Origin of the sequence: Neobacillus bataviensis LMG 21833 (assembly GCF_000307875.1) — a bacterium.
GTDB lineage: Bacteria > Bacillota > Bacilli > Bacillales > Cytobacillaceae > Neobacillus > Neobacillus bataviensis.
This window is the reverse complement of record NZ_AJLS01000121.1, coordinates 85,510-103,765: the sequence shown is the minus strand read 5'-3', so window position 1 is coordinate 103,765 and position 18,256 is coordinate 85,510. Positions and strand designations below refer to the sequence as shown.

Annotated in this window: 20 protein-coding genes; 9 read left to right on the top strand and 11 right to left on the bottom strand. The window is 41.5% G+C overall.

The window, feature by feature from the left end; translation table 11 throughout:
* Positions 1-79: 79 nt before the first annotated feature.
* Positions 80-469, bottom strand: a complete 390-nt coding sequence (locus tag BABA_RS17065; RefSeq protein WP_007086463.1) for a YuzC family spore coat inner layer protein — start codon at positions 467-469, stop codon at positions 80-82.
* 192 nt (positions 470-661) lie between these two features.
* Positions 662-1,546 (bottom strand): LiaG family protein, encoded by an 885-nt coding sequence (gene liaG / locus BABA_RS17060; RefSeq protein WP_083865426.1) that lies wholly within the window; start codon positions 1,544-1,546, stop codon positions 662-664.
* A gap of 210 nt (positions 1,547-1,756) precedes the next feature.
* Between liaG and BABA_RS17055 the strand changes: the two genes are divergently transcribed.
* The 6 genes from BABA_RS17055 to BABA_RS17030 all read left to right on the top strand — a co-directional run bounded on the left by BABA_RS17055 (position 1,757) and on the right by BABA_RS17030 (position 6,150).
* Complete coding sequence (locus BABA_RS17055; RefSeq protein ID WP_007086461.1) at positions 1,757-2,089, top strand: rhodanese-like domain-containing protein; 333 nt, start codon at positions 1,757-1,759, stop codon at positions 2,087-2,089.
* Positions 2,090-2,105: 16 nt separating this feature from the next.
* Entirely contained in the window at positions 2,106-3,074 is a 969-nt protein-coding gene (locus BABA_RS17050) for a bile acid:sodium symporter family protein (protein ID WP_007086460.1), read from the top strand.
* A 19-nt stretch (positions 3,075-3,093) separates the two neighbouring features.
* Entirely contained in the window at positions 3,094-4,410 is a 1,317-nt protein-coding gene (locus tag BABA_RS17045; protein ID WP_007086459.1) for a purine/pyrimidine permease, read from the top strand.
* Positions 4,411-4,482: 72 nt separating this feature from the next.
* Positions 4,483-5,418, top strand: a complete 936-nt coding sequence (locus BABA_RS17040) for a dipeptidase (RefSeq protein WP_007086458.1) — start codon at positions 4,483-4,485, stop codon at positions 5,416-5,418.
* Positions 5,419-5,436: 18 nt separating this feature from the next.
* Positions 5,437-5,685: an excisionase family DNA-binding protein gene (locus BABA_RS17035; RefSeq protein ID WP_211214194.1), complete on the top strand. Its 249-nt coding sequence runs from the start codon at positions 5,437-5,439 to the stop codon at positions 5,683-5,685.
* A gap of 90 nt (positions 5,686-5,775) precedes the next feature.
* Positions 5,776-6,150 carry a DUF488 domain-containing protein gene (locus BABA_RS17030; protein ID WP_007086456.1) on the top strand — a complete coding sequence of 125 codons (375 nt, stop codon included), beginning with the start codon at positions 5,776-5,778 and terminating at the stop codon, positions 6,148-6,150.
* Between the two features lie 41 nt (positions 6,151-6,191).
* Here the strand turns inward: BABA_RS17030 and BABA_RS17025 are convergent, their stop codons facing one another.
* Positions 6,192-7,013: a YitT family protein gene (locus BABA_RS17025; protein ID WP_007086455.1), complete on the bottom strand. Its 822-nt coding sequence runs from the start codon at positions 7,011-7,013 to the stop codon at positions 6,192-6,194.
* Between the two features lie 121 nt (positions 7,014-7,134).
* Entirely contained in the window at positions 7,135-7,782 is a 648-nt protein-coding gene (gene trhA / locus BABA_RS17020) for a PAQR family membrane homeostasis protein TrhA (RefSeq protein WP_007086454.1), read from the bottom strand.
* A gap of 132 nt (positions 7,783-7,914) precedes the next feature.
* Here trhA and BABA_RS17015 point away from each other — a divergent pair, with 132 nt between their 5' ends.
* Positions 7,915-8,505, top strand: a complete 591-nt coding sequence (locus BABA_RS17015; protein WP_007086453.1) for a DUF1836 domain-containing protein — start codon at positions 7,915-7,917, stop codon at positions 8,503-8,505.
* Here BABA_RS17015 and BABA_RS17010 read toward each other — a convergent pair.
* Positions 8,496-10,046: a glycosyl hydrolase family 28-related protein gene (locus tag BABA_RS17010; RefSeq protein ID WP_007086452.1), complete on the bottom strand. Its 1,551-nt coding sequence runs from the start codon at positions 10,044-10,046 to the stop codon at positions 8,496-8,498. The two genes, BABA_RS17015 and BABA_RS17010, sit on opposite strands and share 10 nt — an antisense overlap.
* Positions 10,047-10,188: 142 nt before the next feature.
* On the opposite strand from BABA_RS17010, the gene BABA_RS17005 reads away from it, so the two are divergent.
* Entirely contained in the window at positions 10,189-10,905 is a 717-nt protein-coding gene (locus tag BABA_RS17005; protein ID WP_007086451.1) for a VOC family protein, read from the top strand.
* 143 nt (positions 10,906-11,048) lie between these two features.
* On the opposite strand, the gene BABA_RS17000 is transcribed toward BABA_RS17005, so the two are convergent.
* Positions 11,049-11,798, bottom strand: coding sequence for an RDD family protein (locus BABA_RS17000; protein ID WP_007086450.1), 750 nt, complete (start codon positions 11,796-11,798; stop codon positions 11,049-11,051).
* Between the two features lie 153 nt (positions 11,799-11,951).
* Here BABA_RS17000 and BABA_RS16995 point away from each other — a divergent pair, with 153 nt between their 5' ends.
* Entirely contained in the window at positions 11,952-12,251 is a 300-nt protein-coding gene (locus BABA_RS16995; protein WP_007086449.1) for a DUF3892 domain-containing protein, read from the top strand.
* 38 nt (positions 12,252-12,289) lie between these two features.
* Here the strand turns inward: BABA_RS16995 and leuD are convergent, their stop codons facing one another.
* The 5 genes from leuD to ilvC form a co-directional block, all read right to left on the bottom strand.
* Positions 12,290-12,874, bottom strand: a complete 585-nt coding sequence (gene leuD, locus BABA_RS16990) for a 3-isopropylmalate dehydratase small subunit (RefSeq protein WP_007086448.1) — start codon at positions 12,872-12,874, stop codon at positions 12,290-12,292.
* A gap of 2 nt (positions 12,875-12,876) precedes the next feature.
* The gene (leuC, locus tag BABA_RS16985; protein ID WP_040346753.1) at positions 12,877-14,295 is read right to left on the bottom strand and encodes a 3-isopropylmalate dehydratase large subunit; all 1,419 of its coding nucleotides are present in this window, start codon (positions 14,293-14,295) and stop codon (positions 12,877-12,879) included.
* A 178-nt stretch (positions 14,296-14,473) separates the two neighbouring features.
* A complete protein-coding gene (gene leuB, locus BABA_RS16980; protein WP_007086446.1) occupies positions 14,474-15,580 on the bottom strand; it encodes a 3-isopropylmalate dehydrogenase in 1,107 nt (368 codons plus the stop codon).
* Positions 15,581-15,687: 107 nt separating this feature from the next.
* Positions 15,688-17,223, bottom strand: a complete 1,536-nt coding sequence (locus tag BABA_RS16975) for a 2-isopropylmalate synthase (protein ID WP_007086445.1) — start codon at positions 17,221-17,223, stop codon at positions 15,688-15,690.
* Positions 17,210-18,241 (bottom strand): ketol-acid reductoisomerase, encoded by a 1,032-nt coding sequence (gene ilvC, locus BABA_RS16970; protein WP_007086444.1) that lies wholly within the window; start codon positions 18,239-18,241, stop codon positions 17,210-17,212. Before ilvC ends, BABA_RS16975 begins: the two co-directional genes overlap by 14 nt.
* Positions 18,242-18,256: the final 15 nt, after the last annotated feature.

The window sequence follows — 18,256 nt, the reverse complement described above, 5'->3', positions numbered from 1 at the left end:
GCTCTCCGTGTTTCCTTTATCTCAGTTGGAGCACTCCAGGCCATACGCCGCTGACCAGGGCGCTTGCGCTTTTCTTATTTTACTGCCCCCACTTCATCGCTATGGTTAAGGAGCAGCAATTTAATGGATTTTGTTGGGTTGTTTGTGTTGTCAAAATGAAATTCACTCCGGTTGGTGTAAACTTAGTGATTACTGGGACTTTTAGACCGATGGATTTAATCATTTGATCCACTTCGGTATTTTTCCCTTGCTGGGCAGCACCCATCATTTTTTTTGCAAAACTAGCATCACCCAAGCGGTCTAAAAGAATACTTCCTTGTTCCATTAACAGCCGAAATGACTTTACTGAGCCTGCAAAAATTTTGGTATCAACTGGCGGATAGGAGCGCGGAATGGGGTAGGCTGCCATGTATGTTGGAAAGGGCGGCATTGGTTGAACAGACGGATAATTAAAAGGGTAGTAGTACATACTTCACTCTCCTTCCTTTAAGAAAAACACAAGGCAATATACGGTATGATATTTCCAGATTTTTGGTTACTTGGAATTTAAAACGGAAACGTGATACATAAGGGATTGTCAGGTGGAAAATGGCATAGCGGGAGGGAAGTCTGAATTAGTAAAGAAGCGCACGGATTATAAGCATCCATGCGCTTTTGGGTATTAATGAATTTTGACATTGCCACTGGAAACATCAAGGTCAATTTTATACTTGCCAGAGCCATGTTTGCCCTGAATACTATGTTTACTAACCTCCTTTGTGGTCAATGGAAAATCACAAGAAATGTTGCCGCTGCTGACATCACTAGTAAGGGTAAAATCAGCCTGATCAGGTAAATCAAGCCCGACATTCCCTGAGCTTACATCAATTTTAATTGAATCGGTTAATTTATCCATTTGGATATTTAGCCTACCTGATGAAACATCTGCTTCCATTGCTCCCATATAGTGTTTGATATCCATGTTACCGGAACTAAGGTCAAATGTGCCTGTTTCCGTTCTAAGGGAATCAATCTTCACATTTCCAGAACCAATGTCCTGACTCCAGCGTTTAACGAGTAGATTTTTGAAATCCATGTTTCCAGAACCAATATCAATCGTTACTTCATTTAATTTCATCGGATTTTCTTTAGATTGTCCGGAAAAATGTAGATTTCCTGAACCCAAATCGATGGTCATATTTCGGTCGTAATCTTTGGGAATATAAATGGTAAGCTTTGATTTTTCCGTGAACGGTGTCCAGTCAAAAAAATTGAATCCCTTGCTTTTTACGGAAACAGCCACTGTATCCCCATTTTCTGAAACCTTTAATTGTTGTTTCCCATTATAAACGGCCTTTAAATCGATTCGATCTTCGGGAATAATAGTTGTACTGACACTTGAAACATCTACTTTAATGACCTGTACATCAGTTGAAATAGCGGCCTGCCCGTTTTTATTCCCCTCACTACTGGTGCCAAATATATCGAAGCGATAGGCCTGATTAAACACTATATATAAGCCGGTAATCACCAATAACAATATCAATATTCTCTTCACTTTTAACATCCCCTTTTCTTTCGTACTCCTTCTATATATATCATAAGAAATCCTTTATCTTTCCTCCATGTACTGGAGATTTATTTTCATCTACGACTTGAGGTGTATTTAACTGGTTTAGTACCAATAGATCGCCCATTATTTTTCGATTATCGAAGGATTTTTTTCGTTCGGAGATAAGAAATTGTGTTATTCTTTTTATTGGAGGTGTAGACAAAAATGACTTACAAAAAAATAACACCAAAGGAGCTCCACGTAAGGCTGAACAGCGATGAAAAGCTAGTCCTTCTGGATGTTCGGGCGGAAGAAAAGTTCAATGAATTTCATATAAAGGAAAGCCGTAATCTACCTAAGACGGTTATTTTTCAACTAGACGAGAAAGAAGATGCCGAGCTTTCCTTACCGAAAGATCAAGAAATCATCGTCACCTGCACAACGGGTAATTCCGCAGCAAAGTGCGCCGCAATCCTAGACAATCTCGATTATTCTGTGACTGTATTGGATGGGGGTCTTACGGGGTGGAAGGAATATTTGAGCTCATTAGAGGATTAATGAGGAGAGATTCGGCATGCTCCAAAAAATAAATAAACAACTAGAAAAAGCCATGCCGTTACTAACCCCAGTTAGTGTGGTTTTAGGTGTGCTGCTCAGTGCCTATTTGCAGGATCTAGTCTTCTTAATCCCGTGGATTTTTGCTTTTATGTCCTTTGCTGGAAGTTTGGGTTCCAACTTCAAATCATTGAAGGTAGTGTTGAACCATCCGTTTCCCGTTTTCTTGGCGATGTTGATCCTCCATGTCTTGATGCCGCTCTGGGCCTCGGGAATCGGTCATATCGCCTTTTCTGATGATATTTACACCATTACCGGACTTATTTTAGGTATGGCAATCCCAACAGGTATCACAAGCTTTATATGGGTTTCCATCTACAAAGGTAACATTTCCTTGGTCTTAGCGGTGATCTTAATTGATACCTTGCTATCGCCAGTCCTAGTTCCGTTATCGCTTTCGTTATTTGTCGGTCAAAGGGTTGAACTAGATTTCATTAGTATGATGAAAGGGCTATTGGGGATGATTGTTATTCCTTCCATAATTGGCATGGTGTTAAACCAGGCAACAAAGGGGAAAATTAATGTCCAACTAGGCTCACGTCTAGCTCCTTTTTCAAAAATCAGTTTAGGCATTGTTGTTATGCTAAACGGATCAGTCGTTGCTCCTTATTTGAAAAATATTAATCTGAAACTTGTCGGCATTTCTGTGGCTGTTTTATTCATCGCCATGACGGGGTATTTGTTCTCCTTCCTTTTAGGGCGGTGGATGAAAAGGGATCGAGACACGGTGATCACCCTGACCTTTACTGGTGGAATGAGAAATATCAGCTCTGGGGTCGTCATAGCTGTATCCTTTTTTCCGCCAGCGGTTGCTGTACCAGTTGTAGTAGGTATGCTTTTTCAACAAGTACTTGCCTCCACAATTGGCCATTTTCTTGATCGTTTTTATCTTAAAAAAGAGGATAAGCGAGAATCGATAGCTTTATAAAAAGAGAAGGTGTTTTTACATGAATGACTTAACTAAAAGGGACAGCGGCTTTTTGTCCGGGGTGCAGGGCATCCAATGGGCTGTCTTTATGCTGACGAATATTATCGCTGTTCCGGTTGTGGTGGGGGCAGCATTTCATATGTCGCCGGCAGAGATTTCAACTTTTATGCAGCGCATGTTGTTTGTTTCGGGATCCGCAACATTAATCCAGGTATTTATTGGCCACCGTCTGCCCGTTGTTGAAGGAGCGGCAGGCATGTGGTGGGCAATATTTATTCTACTTGGCACGATGAGTGCTCCAGGTAACCAGGTTCTATTACTGCAGCAATTAGAAATGGGCTTAATCATCGCTGGTTTATTTTTAGCTATATTGGGATTTTTGCCGATTATTGAAAAAGTACGATTGCTCTTTACCCCAATTGTGACAGGGGTATATTTAATTCTCCTTGTCGCCCAATTGAGCGGCTCATTTTTTAAAAGTATTCTTGGCATTACCGCAACAGGCCAATTAAATGGGAAAATCGCGTTAATTTGCATCATTGAAATTATCATTATCTTGTTATTTTCCTTAAAAGTAAATGGGATATGGAAGAGCATGGGGCCGCTTGTCGGCATTGTTGTCGGCTGGCTTCTGTTTCATTTTTTCGGATTACTCCATCTCGGAAAGACCTATGAGCCAACAAGTTGGTTTGCGGTACCTAAATTATTGGACTGGGGTTCTCCGAAATTTGATGCCGGGATTGTATTGACATCAATCATTACCTCTGTAGTTCTTATTTCGAACGTCATTGCCAGTATTCTTGTTGTTGGCATTGCGCTTGAAAAAGAAATTCAGCCAAAGCAGTATCAGAAGGGGATTTTCGGTAACGGAGTCAATTTGTTTGTTTCTGGAATTTTTTCCGTCGTAGGTGTTGTTCCTTTATCCGTTTCAGCGGGTTTTATTACGACGACTGGTATTAAAAAAATGCGCCCGCTCGTAATCGGTGCTATCCTGATAATGGCCGCAGGCTTTTTCCCTTATATCGGCGGGTTTTTATCAACGCTACCATTAGAGGTGGCCTATGCTTCCTTGTTTATTCCTTTTTCCCAAATGATGGGCTTTGGAATTCGCGACCTGATGGGGCAGGAACCGTCATCACGGAATTTACTTGTGATTGGTTTGTCGTTGATGGTCGGAATCGGCATGATGTTTATGCCTCCTCAAGGCTTTGAAAGTGTCGTACCATGGCTCAGAAATATCGTCGCCAATGGATTGCTTGTTGGCTTGATTTTCTGTTTATTCCTTGAACATGTGCTTTTTCGGGAAAAGAAGGGTGCAGTTAGTACAAATAAATAAACCAATGAAGCATCTCCTCGGGGACAATTGTGAGGGGATGTTACTATTTAGAAAAGGGGGTTTTTAAAAAATATGAATATCATCGACCTACATTGTGACGCCTTAATGAAACTCCAAGAAGCAAATGGGGCACTGAGATTTGCAGATTCACCAGACCTACATACAAATAAAGCCCGGCTACATAAGGGAAAAGTGAAGGTGCAATGTTTTGCGATTTTTATTGAACCTGATATTAAGGGGGATCAGAAATTTCAGGTTGCCCTTGAGCAAATCGATTATTTTTATAAAGAAGTGCTGGGGAAAAATCCGGATATGGTTCATATCAAAGAATGGGCTGATTTTGACCGTTTAAAACTAGGGCAGATTGGCGCCATGCTTACACTTGAGGGTGTGGATGCAATCGGCAACGATTTAGCGAAACTCCATATTCTTTATCAACTCGGGGTTCGCTCCGTTGGCCTGACATGGAATCAAGCAAATCTTGCAGCTGACGGTGCCGGTGAGCCGCGCGGCGCTGGTCTGACGCTGTTTGGAAAAGAGATTGTTGAATTTAATAACGAGCATCAAATCCTCACAGATGTGTCGCATTTAAGTGATAAAGGGATTTGGGAGGTCATTGAATTAGCTAAATATCCAGTTGCAAGTCACTCCAATGCGCGGGCACTATGCAATCATCCGCGTAACCTAACGGATGAACAGGCAAAAGCGATGTTTGCCAAGGGCGGACTGATCCATGTTGTCTATCATCCACCTTTTATAAAAGAATCAGGCGAGGCGACAATTGCGGATCTGGTGAGGCATATTGATCATTTTTGCTCACTAGGAGGATCCCGGCAAATTGGGTTAGGGTCGGATTTCGATGGAATTTCGCTGTTTGTAAAAGATTTAGAGGACGCTTCTAAAACTCAAAATCTCATCAATGAGTTGTTAAAGCATTTTAAAGAAGAAGAGGTCAGGGGCTTTGCCTTCGAAAACTTCCTTAATCATCGTCCTGGAATTGGATCCTAGTCGATTAGGGAAAACTGTATGAAAGGAGTAAAAGCATTGTACCTTACCATAAAAGAAACAGCAGATTATTTATCAGTACCAGAGGCAGCAGTCAAAAGCCTCATCCAACAAAAGAAGATACGTGCCCTATATGATGGCCGCGATTATCTAATATACAAAGAACAATTCAACACCCACCTAAAACAAATAGAAAAATACAAACAACTCGTCGATGAAATCCTAAGCGAACCAATTCCAGAAAGCATTGACGTGAAAGACGAAGACTAATTTGGTGCCTGACACCCTTTATGGACACTGTCCATATGGGGTGGACATCTACTGTTTTTAATGGTACCAAACAGAATATGGGGTGCAATTATGTCTGCTATTTTTCTGAAAAGAGTGTATGAACCAGTTGATCACACGGATGGCTGCCGGATTTTAATTGATCGGCTGTGGCCGCGGGGAATTTCTAAAGAGACGGCGAGGTTATCTCATTGGTTTAAGGAAATTGCTCCAAGCCCGGAGCTGCGAAAATGGTTTTGCCATAAACCAGAGCTATTTGAAGATTTTACAGCTAAATATCTTGAGGAACTTCGTACTAATGACGAAAAGCAGCAATATATCAAGCGGATTTTTGAAATTGCATCAAGTGAAAGAGTCACACTTCTCTATGGAGCAAAGGATCCTATTTATAATCATGCGCAAGTTTTAATGAATGAACTTTCTAGATTAATGGAAGATGTGAAATGATAAAAAGCAGTTGGGTGCCAAATGCCCCAACTGCCTTTTTATTAATCCCTGCGGAATCGTCCCATTACTTCCATGGTTTGCATGATGTTTACAAACGCTTTGGAATCCACAGATCGAATGGTATGTTTTGTTTCATTCAGTTCGAATTTAGTGATGACGGTTGTTAACACCTTTCTAGGCTTATGGGTATAGGCACCTTCCGCATCTGTAATCGTGACTCCCCTGGCATGCAGCCGGATCAAGGCCTCACTGAGCTCTTCATATTTTTCCGTCACAATCGTTAAGGTTAATTTATTCTGGGTGGTGTAAACCATATCCACGGCACGACCGGCTACATAAATCGCAATAATCGTATACAATGTGATGTTCCATCCAAAAATCAGTCCGGAAATCCCTACTACCAGAAGATTCATACATGTATTTAAAAAGCCAACCTGCATATTTTTTTGTTTGGCAAGCGTTAGACTGATAATATCAGTCCCGCCAGTTGATCCTCCAAGCCGAATGATAATCCCCACAGCAATCCCATATAGGGCGCCGCCAATGATCGATGACAGCAGAATATCAGGGCTAATCGCATGAATCGGAATAAACTTCATACTAAACGATAGAACTAGAACAGCGTAACCAGTGAGCAACACAAATCTTTTTCCAAGGTATTTCAAGCCTATAAAAAATAACGGGAAATTAATGGCTAAAATGACCCAGCCGGTATTGATGGACGTAAAATGATGAATGAAAAAGGCGATGCCTGTCACACCACCTGATGTAAGCTTATGTGGAATAAGAAAGGTATTAAAGGCAAAGCCAAAAAGAATGGAGCATAACCCAATGACGATAATTTGAAAAAATAATCGAAACAAGAAAAACACCTCTATCAATTTTGTGCCTTTTTTATTTAACAACTCTTTATAGTGTGAGTCAATTTAAAATATTTAATGTCACCAATTTGTCTAAAAAAAAGACGCCTTGTCAGCAGGCGTTTTAAATGACGTATAAATACACTGATAAAAAGTGTGCCAGGCTGCCAAGCATAATAAATATGTGAAAAATCTCGTGGAAGCCCAAATACTTCAATTCTAAAAATTTCGGTTTTGCCCCATATATGATTCCACCGATTGTATAGAAGATTCCTCCAAGTACCAATAAAAACAAACCAACTGGATTTAAGCTGCCAGTTAACGGTGAAAAAACAAACACAATCATCCAACCCATAGCGATATACAGGGCGGTTGAAATCCAGCGCGGGCAGTTAAACCACATCATTTTAAAAACAACTCCGCTGATGGCGACTCCCGAGATAATTGAAAATAGAATCGCACCGGTTTTTCCGTTCAAGCTAATAAAACAAAAAGGTGTGTATGTACCGGCAATCAGTACAAAAATCATCGAATGGTCAAGCCGTCTTAAAAAGGCAATGACATTAGCACGGGCAATAACCATGTGATATGTCGCGGATGCCGAGTAAAGCAGAATCATACTAACGCCAAAAATAATGACGGCCGAAAGTGCAAGTGGGGTTGGAGTGGTCGATGCCGCTTTAATAACCATCGCAAGCAGCCCGACAAACGCGAAAATGGCCCCCGCCAAATGAGTTAGTCCGTTAATAGGTTCCCGAATGTAACTGTTCATTAAAAAATCCCCCTAACACAACATGTAGTTTTGATAACTACTTATAATAATACTGATAAGTTGAAACCTAGTCAACTCTTATTTCATTATGTATAATAAAATTACTAATTAAAATGGTGGGGTTCTTTTATCATGGAAAATATTAAAAAAATCATCGATGAACTTGGCTTAGAAACAAGCTTATCCTTGGATGAAATTCCAAAGATAGATTTATATATGGATCAAGTCATTCAATTATTCGAAAATAAATTCAATGCATCGAAGAGGAATGAGGACGAAAAGGTGCTTACCAAAACGATGATTAATAACTACGCGAAGGGAAAGCTGATTTTTTCGATTCAAAATAAAAAGTATTCAAAAGAGCATCTGATCTTAATGAGCTTGATTTACCAGTTAAAAGGGGCGCTATCGATCAATGATATTAAGGCAACCCTAAGTGGTATGAATAAAAAGATTGTAGATGAAGCGGTTGATTTAGATACTTTTTATTCAAGCTATTTGCATCTTACCAGTCGAAATACGACTGATTTTAAAGTGGATATTGAGGAAAGAGTGAAGGAAGTTAAAGAGGAAATTGCCGAGACTGAAAAAGAGGGTTCAGCCTATCTCGAGCAGGTATTGATGATTTCGTCACTTGTCCACATGAGCAATTTATATCGAAGAGTAGCCGAAAAGCTTGTGGACGAAATCGTTGTTGAAAAAGAAGGAAAGCGTCAAAAGTAAACATTGACGCTTTCCGTACTGTCTATAGTAATATCTTGGACTCCTGAACCAATTTCGATTTTCTCAGAAGGGTAAGTAAGAATTTTAATTGAATCCGCGCGATTGTCGCCACCGTAAACCTTAATCATGGCACCAGCCTTATTAAAGTCAGTGGCTGTAATGTTATCCAAAAATACATTTCTCGCTCGATATTGGAGGGCGACCAATGGATTCCTTTTATAATCGTAATTGGGGTCGCCGACCAATGTAAAGTGATTAACTACTACATTTTTGTAGGCGGAAATAACCATCCCCCGCGGTGCGGAATCCTTATATAAATCTGTAAAAATCGGTTCAATTGCTGCAAGGTTTACAGCGATAATATTAAAGGCAGATTGAGATTCTGGATCAGTGATTTTATGGTGCCCGATATGACGGAAGTTAAAGGCACGATTATCGTTCACGGAAAGATGCCCAACAATTTGTACATTGTTAGCCGCGGAGGAATTTTGATGGGCTTTAATTTCCACGCCGCCAAAGCACCTAGCAGAAGAATTATTCGCTAATAACACATTTCGCGAACCATCATCCACTTCAATCCCATTGGAATTGGAAAAACCTTTCTGATGCGCCCGTCCGCTGGGATCGCAAATATGGGAATTAGAAATAAAGATATAATCACTATGATGTGTTGTAATTCCGTCATCACCGAAACCATAGCCCGATACATGATCTAGCCATACATACTTGCTGCCGCCACGGGCACGATATCCGTCACCGGCATAATTGTACTGAGTGGAGGAAATGTCAAAACAATGGAGTCCCGGATTGATTCCTTCAACATCCTTGACCCAGCCGTAGGTAACATTTGCATAGGTTAGGCAGCTTGAATGATTGCCCCAAGTACTCGTTTTTGCCGCAATCCCAATCCTTTCGACATTCCAGTCTAAACTCATTCCTTGGACAAAAATATGATGATTGCCTCGCCAATGATTAGCGTTTGTGATTAACCGGGTTCCCTTCGAAGCTTGGTCATGCAGCTTAATTGTTGTTGAACCTTTTCCTTTGCCAATTAGACATGTCCAGGACGGCAGGCGGATGCCTTTGGTGATAAAAACCCCAGGGGGGACTACAACCTTTACCCGTCCTGTGCCGAGTGCCCTTTTAAAAGCGTCTGTACAATCCGTTTTTCCATCCCCAACCGCACCAAAATCCGCAACATTGACTTCCATTATGATGTTTGCCAGCAACTGCTCGTATTCCTGATCCAGTTTAGACTTCCAATCAGGAATCACATTTCCTTCATCATCCACAAGAATCCGAGTTGATTCCAGAATCTGTGAACGCTTTGCTGTAAGACGAAATAAACTTTCCATGGCCTTTTCTGAAAAAGAAAGTGGCTGCACTTTTTCCGGAATCGGGGCGCGACGATTCATTCGGCATTGCTCAAAAATGTATACCGTTTGCTGAATCACCTGTTTCAAATCAAGGCGTTTTCCGCTAATTTGCTCAAGTAGTTCTTTATTTTTCCCCGGATCATGGGTTTTATCGTATCTTGCCAATTTGCGTCACTCCTATCACAAGTATTATAGCCATATTAACTATAAAGGAAAAAGTACCCTTTTTGTCGAAGTTTAAGTATTGGTTTAAGATGTTCATACTGTAAACTGATATTAGATGTAATTAGGAAGTGGAGTTGAAAATATGGGAAACACAATTAAGATGTTTGTCATCGCAGCGAGAGATGGAAATCTAGCAAAAAATTTTTACGAGGGAGTGTTTAATTGGAAAGTGACCGATGTTGGGCCGTTACTGCAAATTTCCGGCGCAGGCTTAAGCGGCCATATTCTCAAATGGCCGCATAATAACCATCCGACACATACCAGCATGTACATAAACGTTGAAAACATTCAAGAATGTTTGGCAAAAGTTGAGGAAATGGGTGGCACAGTCATCCTCCCGGAAATGGCCGTCCCAACAGGCGGTTCGATTGCCCAATTTGTTGACCCAGATGGGATTATCATGGGTGCCTACCAAGGCACGACCCATGCCGTGAGCCAAAGCAAAGCTGTGATTGACTTTAATCAAATTGGTTTCTTTGAAATCGCAGCTAGAGAAGGGCATCGTTCACTAGGGTTTTATGAAGCTGTTTTTAATTGGCGAATTACCGATGATGGTCCGGTCATGAGTATCTCTGACGAAGACACCGGCTTAGACGGACACCTTTTTAATTGGACATTTGAGGAACAACCTTACTTGACCCTTTATATTAGAGTAGCGGACATGTCAGCATGTTTAGAGAAGGTAACCGAGTTAGGTGGGAAAGTGATTTTACCTGAAACGGAGATTCCTAGCGGCGGGACTTTTGCGCAATTCCTTGATCTTGATGGAAATCCGATTGGTATTTATAGCGGTAGATAATACTATATAACAGAAATGATATGGGCCAATAGTTTCTTGACCCTTTATTCGAAAGATGTGAAGACCCTTCCATATTGGTGTATGGAGGGCTCTTATTTTGAAGAGATTGTTCAGCTTTTTACAACGTGAAACAAAAGAAATAACTAAATGGACAGACCGGCAATTAATAACGCAATAGGAAAGAGGCTAACGAAAATGATCCGCGTTGGACTAACCTTTCCATATAGGACAACTGTTCCAATCTGCTGGTCCCAAGTGGATATCCCATTCTTTTTAAGATCAAAAAAGGAAAAATAAAAGCAAATAAAATTAATAATCGGTACACCAAAGCCCATTCCGGCTGCTGTTACAAAAATACTCCGCTTGAGTGCAATCAGAAAATGAAGCGGTTCACCATTAATCGTTCGAAGGCGGGCGTTTAGGATGGTCTTCCCTAATGTATTTCCGAAAATCGAGAGGATGGATGCCTCTACCAATACATAGAGAACGAGACAAAGCATAAAGATAAAGCTTCCAGATGTTTCTAAGATGAATTTGGGAGAGAAGATTGATACAAAAGTGATTAAGACTAGTGAAAATAACGAAAGGTCGAAAAACCTTGCTAGATATCGCACAAACGGTCTTCCTTTTGGATAGGTATCCTTTTCAATTTCTTGCCAAGTACTAGCGAAATTTTCTTCAGGTTGTGCACACTCCTTGGGCTTAAAAACTATATCTGGCAATAGATCAAGGCTTTTTACCATTTGCCATTGATTCAAATTCTTTGACCAAACAAAGGTTTCAGGAGTTAATATACCTTGCTCAAACATTTTTTTCAGTTCAAACAATCCGATGGGTCCCTGTTGCTGATGATTTCGTATATAAAACCAAGCATTCCCTTCCCTTGCTTCCAATTTGATCGCCCCCAATTAGGTAAATTATACCACGTATGGTAATGGGGTAATTTTTTTAGTAGAGGAAAATATTGAACAGTTTTTGACAATTACGGGACAAGGGGATAATTTTTAAAAATAGAAAAATACTAACAAACGTTCGGAGGTGACAGGATGGAACAAGATTTTGAAAAGATATACGAACAGTATAAGCAGCAAACCCCCATAGAAGCCGATCAATCGAATCTGGATGGCAAAGAGGAATTTGTCGCTGTCAGGAAAAATGATGATGGCGACCTGATTGCTTTTAAAACAAATGCAGGAAGGGAGCTAGATTATATTACGGCACTAGCTGAAGCGAAGGCGGGGAAGATTGCCCATATCGATGTTTTCCACAAATATGGGAGAGACATTATCCGCAGCGAACCTGACGGAATAAAGGAAAATAATCTTGATCAATTGCCGGAATTCTAGATTTAAAAAAGAGCTTGGATTTCAAGCTCTTTTTGGTATTATTTTTGCGCAAGCTCATATTGCTTGATTTTATCTTCATAGCTTAACGTGACACCGATTTCGTCCCAGCCGTTTAAAAGCATTTGCTTAGGATAGGGTGCGATATCAAATGTAAGCTTAAAGCCCTCATTATCGTAAACCACTTGTTCTTCAAGGTCTACAGTTAAGGTATATTCACTCGATTCAGCTTTTCGAATAATTTCTTGAACTTGTTCTTCAGATGCTTGAACGGTTAGAATCCCCGTTTTTGCACAGTTGTTTTTAAAAATATCAGCGAAACTTGGAGCAATAACTACTTTGAAACCAAAGTCCTGAATGGCCCATGGCGCATGCTCGCGGGATGAGCCGCAGCCAAAGTTTTCTCCAGCAACGATGATGGAAGCATCTTTATATTTTGGATCATTCAATGAAAAATCTTCACGTAGATTACCCTCATCATCAAAACGCCAGTTATAAAATAAGAATTGGCCAAAGCCACTGCGTTCGATCCGTTTTAAAAATTGCTTCGGAATAATTTGGTCTGTATCAACGTTTGCACGGTTTAATGGATAAACAAGGCCTTGGTGTGTGCGTAGTGGTTCCATGATTAGTAAACCTCCTGTGCAGTAAATTTGCGGACATCAACGAAATGACCCGCAACTGCAGCCGCTGCTGCCATTTCTGGGCTGACTAAGTGTGTACGTGCACCATTTCCTTGACGGCCTTCAAAGTTTCGGTTTGAAGTGGAAGCACAGCGTCCTCCTGGAGGAACAATATCATCATTCATCGCTAAGCACATGCTGCATCCTGCCTCGCGCCATTCAAAGCCGGCATCTTTAAAAACTTGGTCAATTCCTTCTTTTTCAGCTTCCATTTTTACGACAAAAGAACCTGGAACAACGATTGCCTTAACAGCAGGATTAACCTTCTTGCCACGAATGACTTCAGCCGCTTTTCGTAAATCACTTAGACGAGAGTTTGTACATGATCCAATAAAGACATGGTCAATTTGGATGCTAGTAATTGGCTGATCAGCCTCAAGTCCCATATATTGAAGGGCACGGGAAATTTGATCTTTTTCACTCACTTTATCCGTATTATCCGGATTTGGAACATCAGCAGTTACTGGTAGACACATACCAGGGTTTGTGCCCCAAGTTACTTGTGGTTCAATCTCGTCAGCATTAATCTCAACTACTGTATCGTAAGAAGCACCTTCATCAGTAGCAAGTGCACGCCATTTGGCAACAGCTTCCTCGAACGCTTCGCCTTTAGGGACATGACGGCGTCCTTTTAAGTATTCAAAAGTCGTTTCATCTGGTGTAATCAAGCCGGCACGTGCTCCAGCTTCAATAGACATGTTACATACTGTCATACGCTCTTCCATGGAAAGGGAACGAATCGCTTCGCCTGTATACTCCATTACATAGCCAGTACCAAATTGAACTCCAAATTTACCGATAATCGCTAAAATTAAATCCTTAGCTGTTACACCCACTCCAAGGTTACCATTTACTTTTACGTTCATGGTTTTTGGAGGCGCCTGCCATAATGTTTGTGATGCCAGAACATGTTCGACTTCACTTGTTCCTATACCAAAAGCAAGGGCACCGAATGCACCGTGAGTGGAGGTATGGCTGTCACCACAAACGATGGTTTTACCAGGCTGGGTTAAACCAAGCTGTGGTCCAATAACATGAACAATTCCATTATCTGGGTGGTGTAAATCAGATAATTCGATACCGAATTCCTGGCAGTTTTTCTGTAATGTATCAACTTGATTTTTTGAAACTGGATCTTTTATCTCACTGCGGTCACGGGTTGGAATATTGTGATCCATTGTTGCGTAAGTAAGATCTGGGCGGCGAACCTTGCGTCCGTTTATTCTTAAGCCCTCAAATGCTTGAGGAGAGGTTACCTCGTGAACGAGATGCAAATCGATGTATAGTAAATCTGGTTTTCCTTCTTCTTGATGGACAACATGCTGTTCCCAAATTTTTTGGATAATCGTTTTTGGTGTTTGCATAGCTTCCTTCCTCACGTTAAAAGATTTAAATTTTGCTTCAATCAGCGGATACCCTGTTCCAATCGGCGGATAACTCGCCTCAATCAGCGGATAACCCGTCTCAATCAGCGGATACTCTACTCCAACAGAATTGTAAGGGTAAATCATCTACCAAAGACGATTTACCCCAGAAAATTACTTAATAATAGCAGCTAGCGATACATTTCGAAGCGTTTTGCGATTTAATATAATCGACAATCAATTTTGTCATTTCCGCTGTTCCAACAAGGCGTCCATTTGCAACCTGGAGATCCCCTGTATGGAAGCCGGTATCAAGGATTGATTGAACGGCATCCTCAATCACTTTTGCTTCATCTTCCAATTGGAAGGAGTATCTTAGCATAAGGGCAGCGGACAAAATCATGGCAACTGGATTGGCTACGCCTTTGCCGGCAATATCTGGTGCAGAGCCGTGAACTGGTTCATAAAGTCCAAGTCCATCTTCACGAAGGCTGGCAGAAGGGAGCATGCCGAGCGACCCTGTCAATACGGAAGCCTCGTCGCTTAAAATATCACCAAACAGATTTTCAGTTACAATGACGTCGAAATGGGTTGGGTTCGTGATCAATTTCATTGCCGCAGCATCGACTAAAACATGTTCAACTGCAACATCTGGATATTGAGCTTTTTTCTCCTCTACAACCTCACGCCAAAGCTTGCTGGATTCCAGAACATTTGCCTTATCGACAGAAGTCAGGTGACCGCGCCGTTGCTGAGCTGCTTGAAAGCCTTTATCTACAATTCTTTCAATCTCCTTACGGGTATAAGAGAGTGTGTCTACTACGGTGTTACCATTATCACGGCGTTCACTAGGAGTACCGAAATAAAGCCCGCCCGTTAATTCACGAACAATAAGGAGGTCGCTTCCTGAAACCACTTCTTCTTTTAATGGGGATGCATGAAGCAGGTTTTTAAATCCTTTGATTGGCCTTAAGTTTGCAAATAAATCTAGTGCTTTGCGGATGCCAAGCAAACCTTTTTCAGGACGTAAGTGGGACGGATTATTATCCCATTTTGGCCCGCCGACAGCACCTAGTAATACAGCATCCGCTTGTTTACAGGCATCAACAGTTGTTTCAGGAAGAGGAGTGCCGTAAAGGTCAATGGCTGCTCCTCCGATTTCATGGGTTTCAAAACAAAAACTATGATTATATTCTTCGGCAATTGCCTGTAACACATCTTTTGCAGAATGAATAACTTCTTTTCCAATCCCATCACCGGGAAGTAAGACAATACGTTTTTTCATTAGAAGCAACCTCCTTATTTGGTTGAAAAATCCAAATGGTGCCTGACACCATTTGCACTACTTGTATGCAGTTATTGGTGTCAGGCACCGTTTTACAAAGCTTCGTTTTACAATGATTTTACTAGTACTTTTTGGGTGAAGAATACGCGGTTGACTGCGTTTATGAATGCTTTGGCTGATGCTTCTAATACGTCTTGTGCGGAGCCGCGGCCGCTGACATTTGTACCGTTTACGGTCATTTTGACATGAACCTCTGCAAGGGCATCATGACCACGTCCAACGGAACTAAGGTTAAAATCTGTTAAATCGATTTCTTCTTTAATGAGTGCTTCTAATGTGTTGTATAATGCTTCAACACTTCCGCTGCCGGTTCTGGCAGTTTCTACCCGCAGCCCCTCAGGTGTGGTAAGGGCAACAGTAGCAGTAGGGAGGTTCGCTGACGCATACTGCACTTGGAAAGCAACAAGCTCATACTTTTTCACATCGACGGCAGCGGTTTGAATATCGAATAAGATAGTAAATAGATCCTCATCCGTCACTTCTTTTTTACGGTCGGTTAATTGTTTAAAAGATTGGAATGCTTCATTCAATTTCTCAGATGACAATTCAAAGCCCATCTGCTCAATTTTATCCTTAAAGGCATGGCGGCCAGAGTGCTTTCCAAGGACGAGATCATTGGAGTTGACGCCCACTAATTCAGGTGTAATAATCTCATAGGTCAAAGTATTTTTAAGCACGCCATCCTGGTGGATGCCGGATTCATGGGCGAAGGCATTTTTCCCAACAACGGCTTTATTTGGAGGCACCTTCATCCCAGTAAAGCGGCTTACCAAGTCGCTGGTACGCTTGATTTCTTTTAATACTAGATTGGTAGTATACGGGTATTTATCCTTGCGAATATTTAAGGCAACGGCAATTTCCTCTAAAGAAGCATTACCGGCACGTTCGCCGATTCCGTTAATGGTACCCTCAACTTGAGTGACTCCATTTTCAATGGCTGCCAGTGAATTAGCAACGGCCATTCCGAGATCATCATGGCAGTGACAGGATAAAGCGGCCTTATGAATATTTGGAACGTTTTCTCTTACGTAGCGGAACATTCGACCGTATTCTTCTGGCGTTGTATAGCCCACTGTATCTGGAAGATTAATGACGGTTGCTCCGGCATCAATGACTTTGGTAATGATTTGAACAAGAAAATCAAGGTCTGAGCGAGAGGCATCCTCTGCTGACCATTCCACATGCTGAAATCTCTTTTTAGCATAAGAGACCATGTCCACAGCGATCTGCGTGACTTCCTCGGGTGTTTTCATTAGCTTATAGTGCATATGGATAGGGGAGGTTGCCAGGAAAACATGCAACCTTGGTTCTGCCGCATCTTTTAAAGCATCCCACGCAATGTCAATGTCCGATTTTGTGGCACGTGCTAGGCCTGTAACGGAAGAATTTTTAATCGTCCGGGCAATCGCTCTTACCGCTTCAAAATCTCCTTGAGAGGAAGCCGGGAAGCCGGCCTCCATGATATCAACGCCAAACCGTTCAAGCTGTCTGGCAATTTCTACTTTTTCAAGCTGGTTTAAATTTACACCAGGGGACTGTTCGCCATCGCGTAAGGTTGTATCAAAGATGTTAACGTGAACCATTTACCACAACTTCTTTCTTAGCGTTTTCTGGTTTTTTAATAAACGGCATTAATGCACGAAGCTCACGACCCACTTTTTCAATTTGATGATTGTTTTCACTGCGATTGATTGCATTAAATTGTGGACGGTTTGTTTGGTTTTCTAAGATCCAGCCTTGTGCGAATTTTCCAGTTTGGATATCTGTTAAAATGTCTTTCATACGAGCCTTTGTATCTTCGTTGACAACACGTGGTCCGGAAACAAAATCTCCCCATTGAGCTGTATCGGAGATAGAGTAGCGCATGTTTTCTAATCCTCCTTCATATAGAAGGTCAACGATTAATTTCAATTCATGTAAACACTCAAAGTAGGCAACCTCGGGCTGATAACCTGCTTCGACAAGCGTTTCAAAACCTGCTTTGATAAGGGCAGTAGTACCGCCGCAAAGAACAGCCTGCTCTCCGAATAGATCCGTTTCAGTTTCTTCTTGGAATGTCGTTTCAAGAACGCCTGCACGGGCTGCACCAATTCCTTTTGCATATGCAAGGGCAACATCACGGGCTTGACCTGTATAGTCCTGGTATACAGCGTAAAGTGCTGGAACCCCGGCACCTTCAGTGTAAGTACGGCGAACTAAATGTCCTGGGCCTTTAGGGGCAACTAGGAATACGTCTACATCAGCTGGAGGTACAATTTGGCTAAAATGAATGTTGAATCCATGGGCAAAAACTAGAGAATTACCAGCTTCAAGGTTCGGTTTGATGCTTTCTTCGTATACTTTTGGCTGCATTTCGTCTGGAAGAAGAACCATTACCACGTCTGCTGCAGCTGTTGCTTCAGCTACTGAAGTAACTTCAACACCATCTTCAACTGCTTTATCCCATGACTTTCCACCGCGTAATCCAACGATAACATCAAAGCCGCTTTCCTTTAAGTTAAGGGCATGTGCGTGGCCTTGTGAGCCATAGCCGATTACTGCGATTTTTTTCCCTTGTAAAACTTCCTCTTGAATATCTCCGTTATAAAGTACTTTTACCATTATTAATCATCCTTT

Bases quoted from the DNA above. Each gene is read 5' to 3' on its own strand.
- BABA_RS17065 (WP_007086463.1), bottom strand. From the start codon at position 469: ATGTACTACTACCCTTTTAATTATCCGTCTGTTCAACCAATGCCGCCC.
- liaG (WP_083865426.1), bottom strand. From the start codon at position 1,546: ATGTTAAAAGTGAAGAGAATATTGATATTGTTATTGGTGATTACCGGC.
- BABA_RS17055 (WP_007086461.1), top strand. From the start codon at position 1,757: ATGACTTACAAAAAAATAACACCAAAGGAGCTCCACGTAAGGCTGAAC.
- BABA_RS17050 (WP_007086460.1), top strand. From the start codon at position 2,106: ATGCTCCAAAAAATAAATAAACAACTAGAAAAAGCCATGCCGTTACTA.
- BABA_RS17045 (WP_007086459.1), top strand. From the start codon at position 3,094: ATGAATGACTTAACTAAAAGGGACAGCGGCTTTTTGTCCGGGGTGCAG.
- BABA_RS17040 (WP_007086458.1), top strand. From the start codon at position 4,483: ATGAATATCATCGACCTACATTGTGACGCCTTAATGAAACTCCAAGAA.
- BABA_RS17035 (WP_211214194.1), top strand. From the start codon at position 5,437: ATGAAAGGAGTAAAAGCATTGTACCTTACCATAAAAGAAACAGCAGAT.
- BABA_RS17030 (WP_007086456.1), top strand. From the start codon at position 5,776: ATGTCTGCTATTTTTCTGAAAAGAGTGTATGAACCAGTTGATCACACG.
- trhA (WP_007086454.1), bottom strand. From the start codon at position 7,782: ATGAACAGTTACATTCGGGAACCTATTAACGGACTAACTCATTTGGCG.
- BABA_RS17015 (WP_007086453.1), top strand. From the start codon at position 7,915: ATGGAAAATATTAAAAAAATCATCGATGAACTTGGCTTAGAAACAAGC.
- BABA_RS17005 (WP_007086451.1), top strand. From the start codon at position 10,189: ATGGGAAACACAATTAAGATGTTTGTCATCGCAGCGAGAGATGGAAAT.
- BABA_RS16995 (WP_007086449.1), top strand. From the start codon at position 11,952: ATGGAACAAGATTTTGAAAAGATATACGAACAGTATAAGCAGCAAACC.
- leuD (WP_007086448.1), bottom strand. From the start codon at position 12,874: ATGGAACCACTACGCACACACCAAGGCCTTGTTTATCCATTAAACCGT.
- leuC (WP_040346753.1), bottom strand. From the start codon at position 14,295: ATGCAAACACCAAAAACGATTATCCAAAAAATTTGGGAACAGCATGTT.
- leuB (WP_007086446.1), bottom strand. From the start codon at position 15,580: ATGAAAAAACGTATTGTCTTACTTCCCGGTGATGGGATTGGAAAAGAA.
- BABA_RS16975 (WP_007086445.1), bottom strand. From the start codon at position 17,223: ATGGTTCACGTTAACATCTTTGATACAACCTTACGCGATGGCGAACAG.
- ilvC (WP_007086444.1), bottom strand. From the start codon at position 18,241: ATGGTAAAAGTACTTTATAACGGAGATATTCAAGAGGAAGTTTTACAA.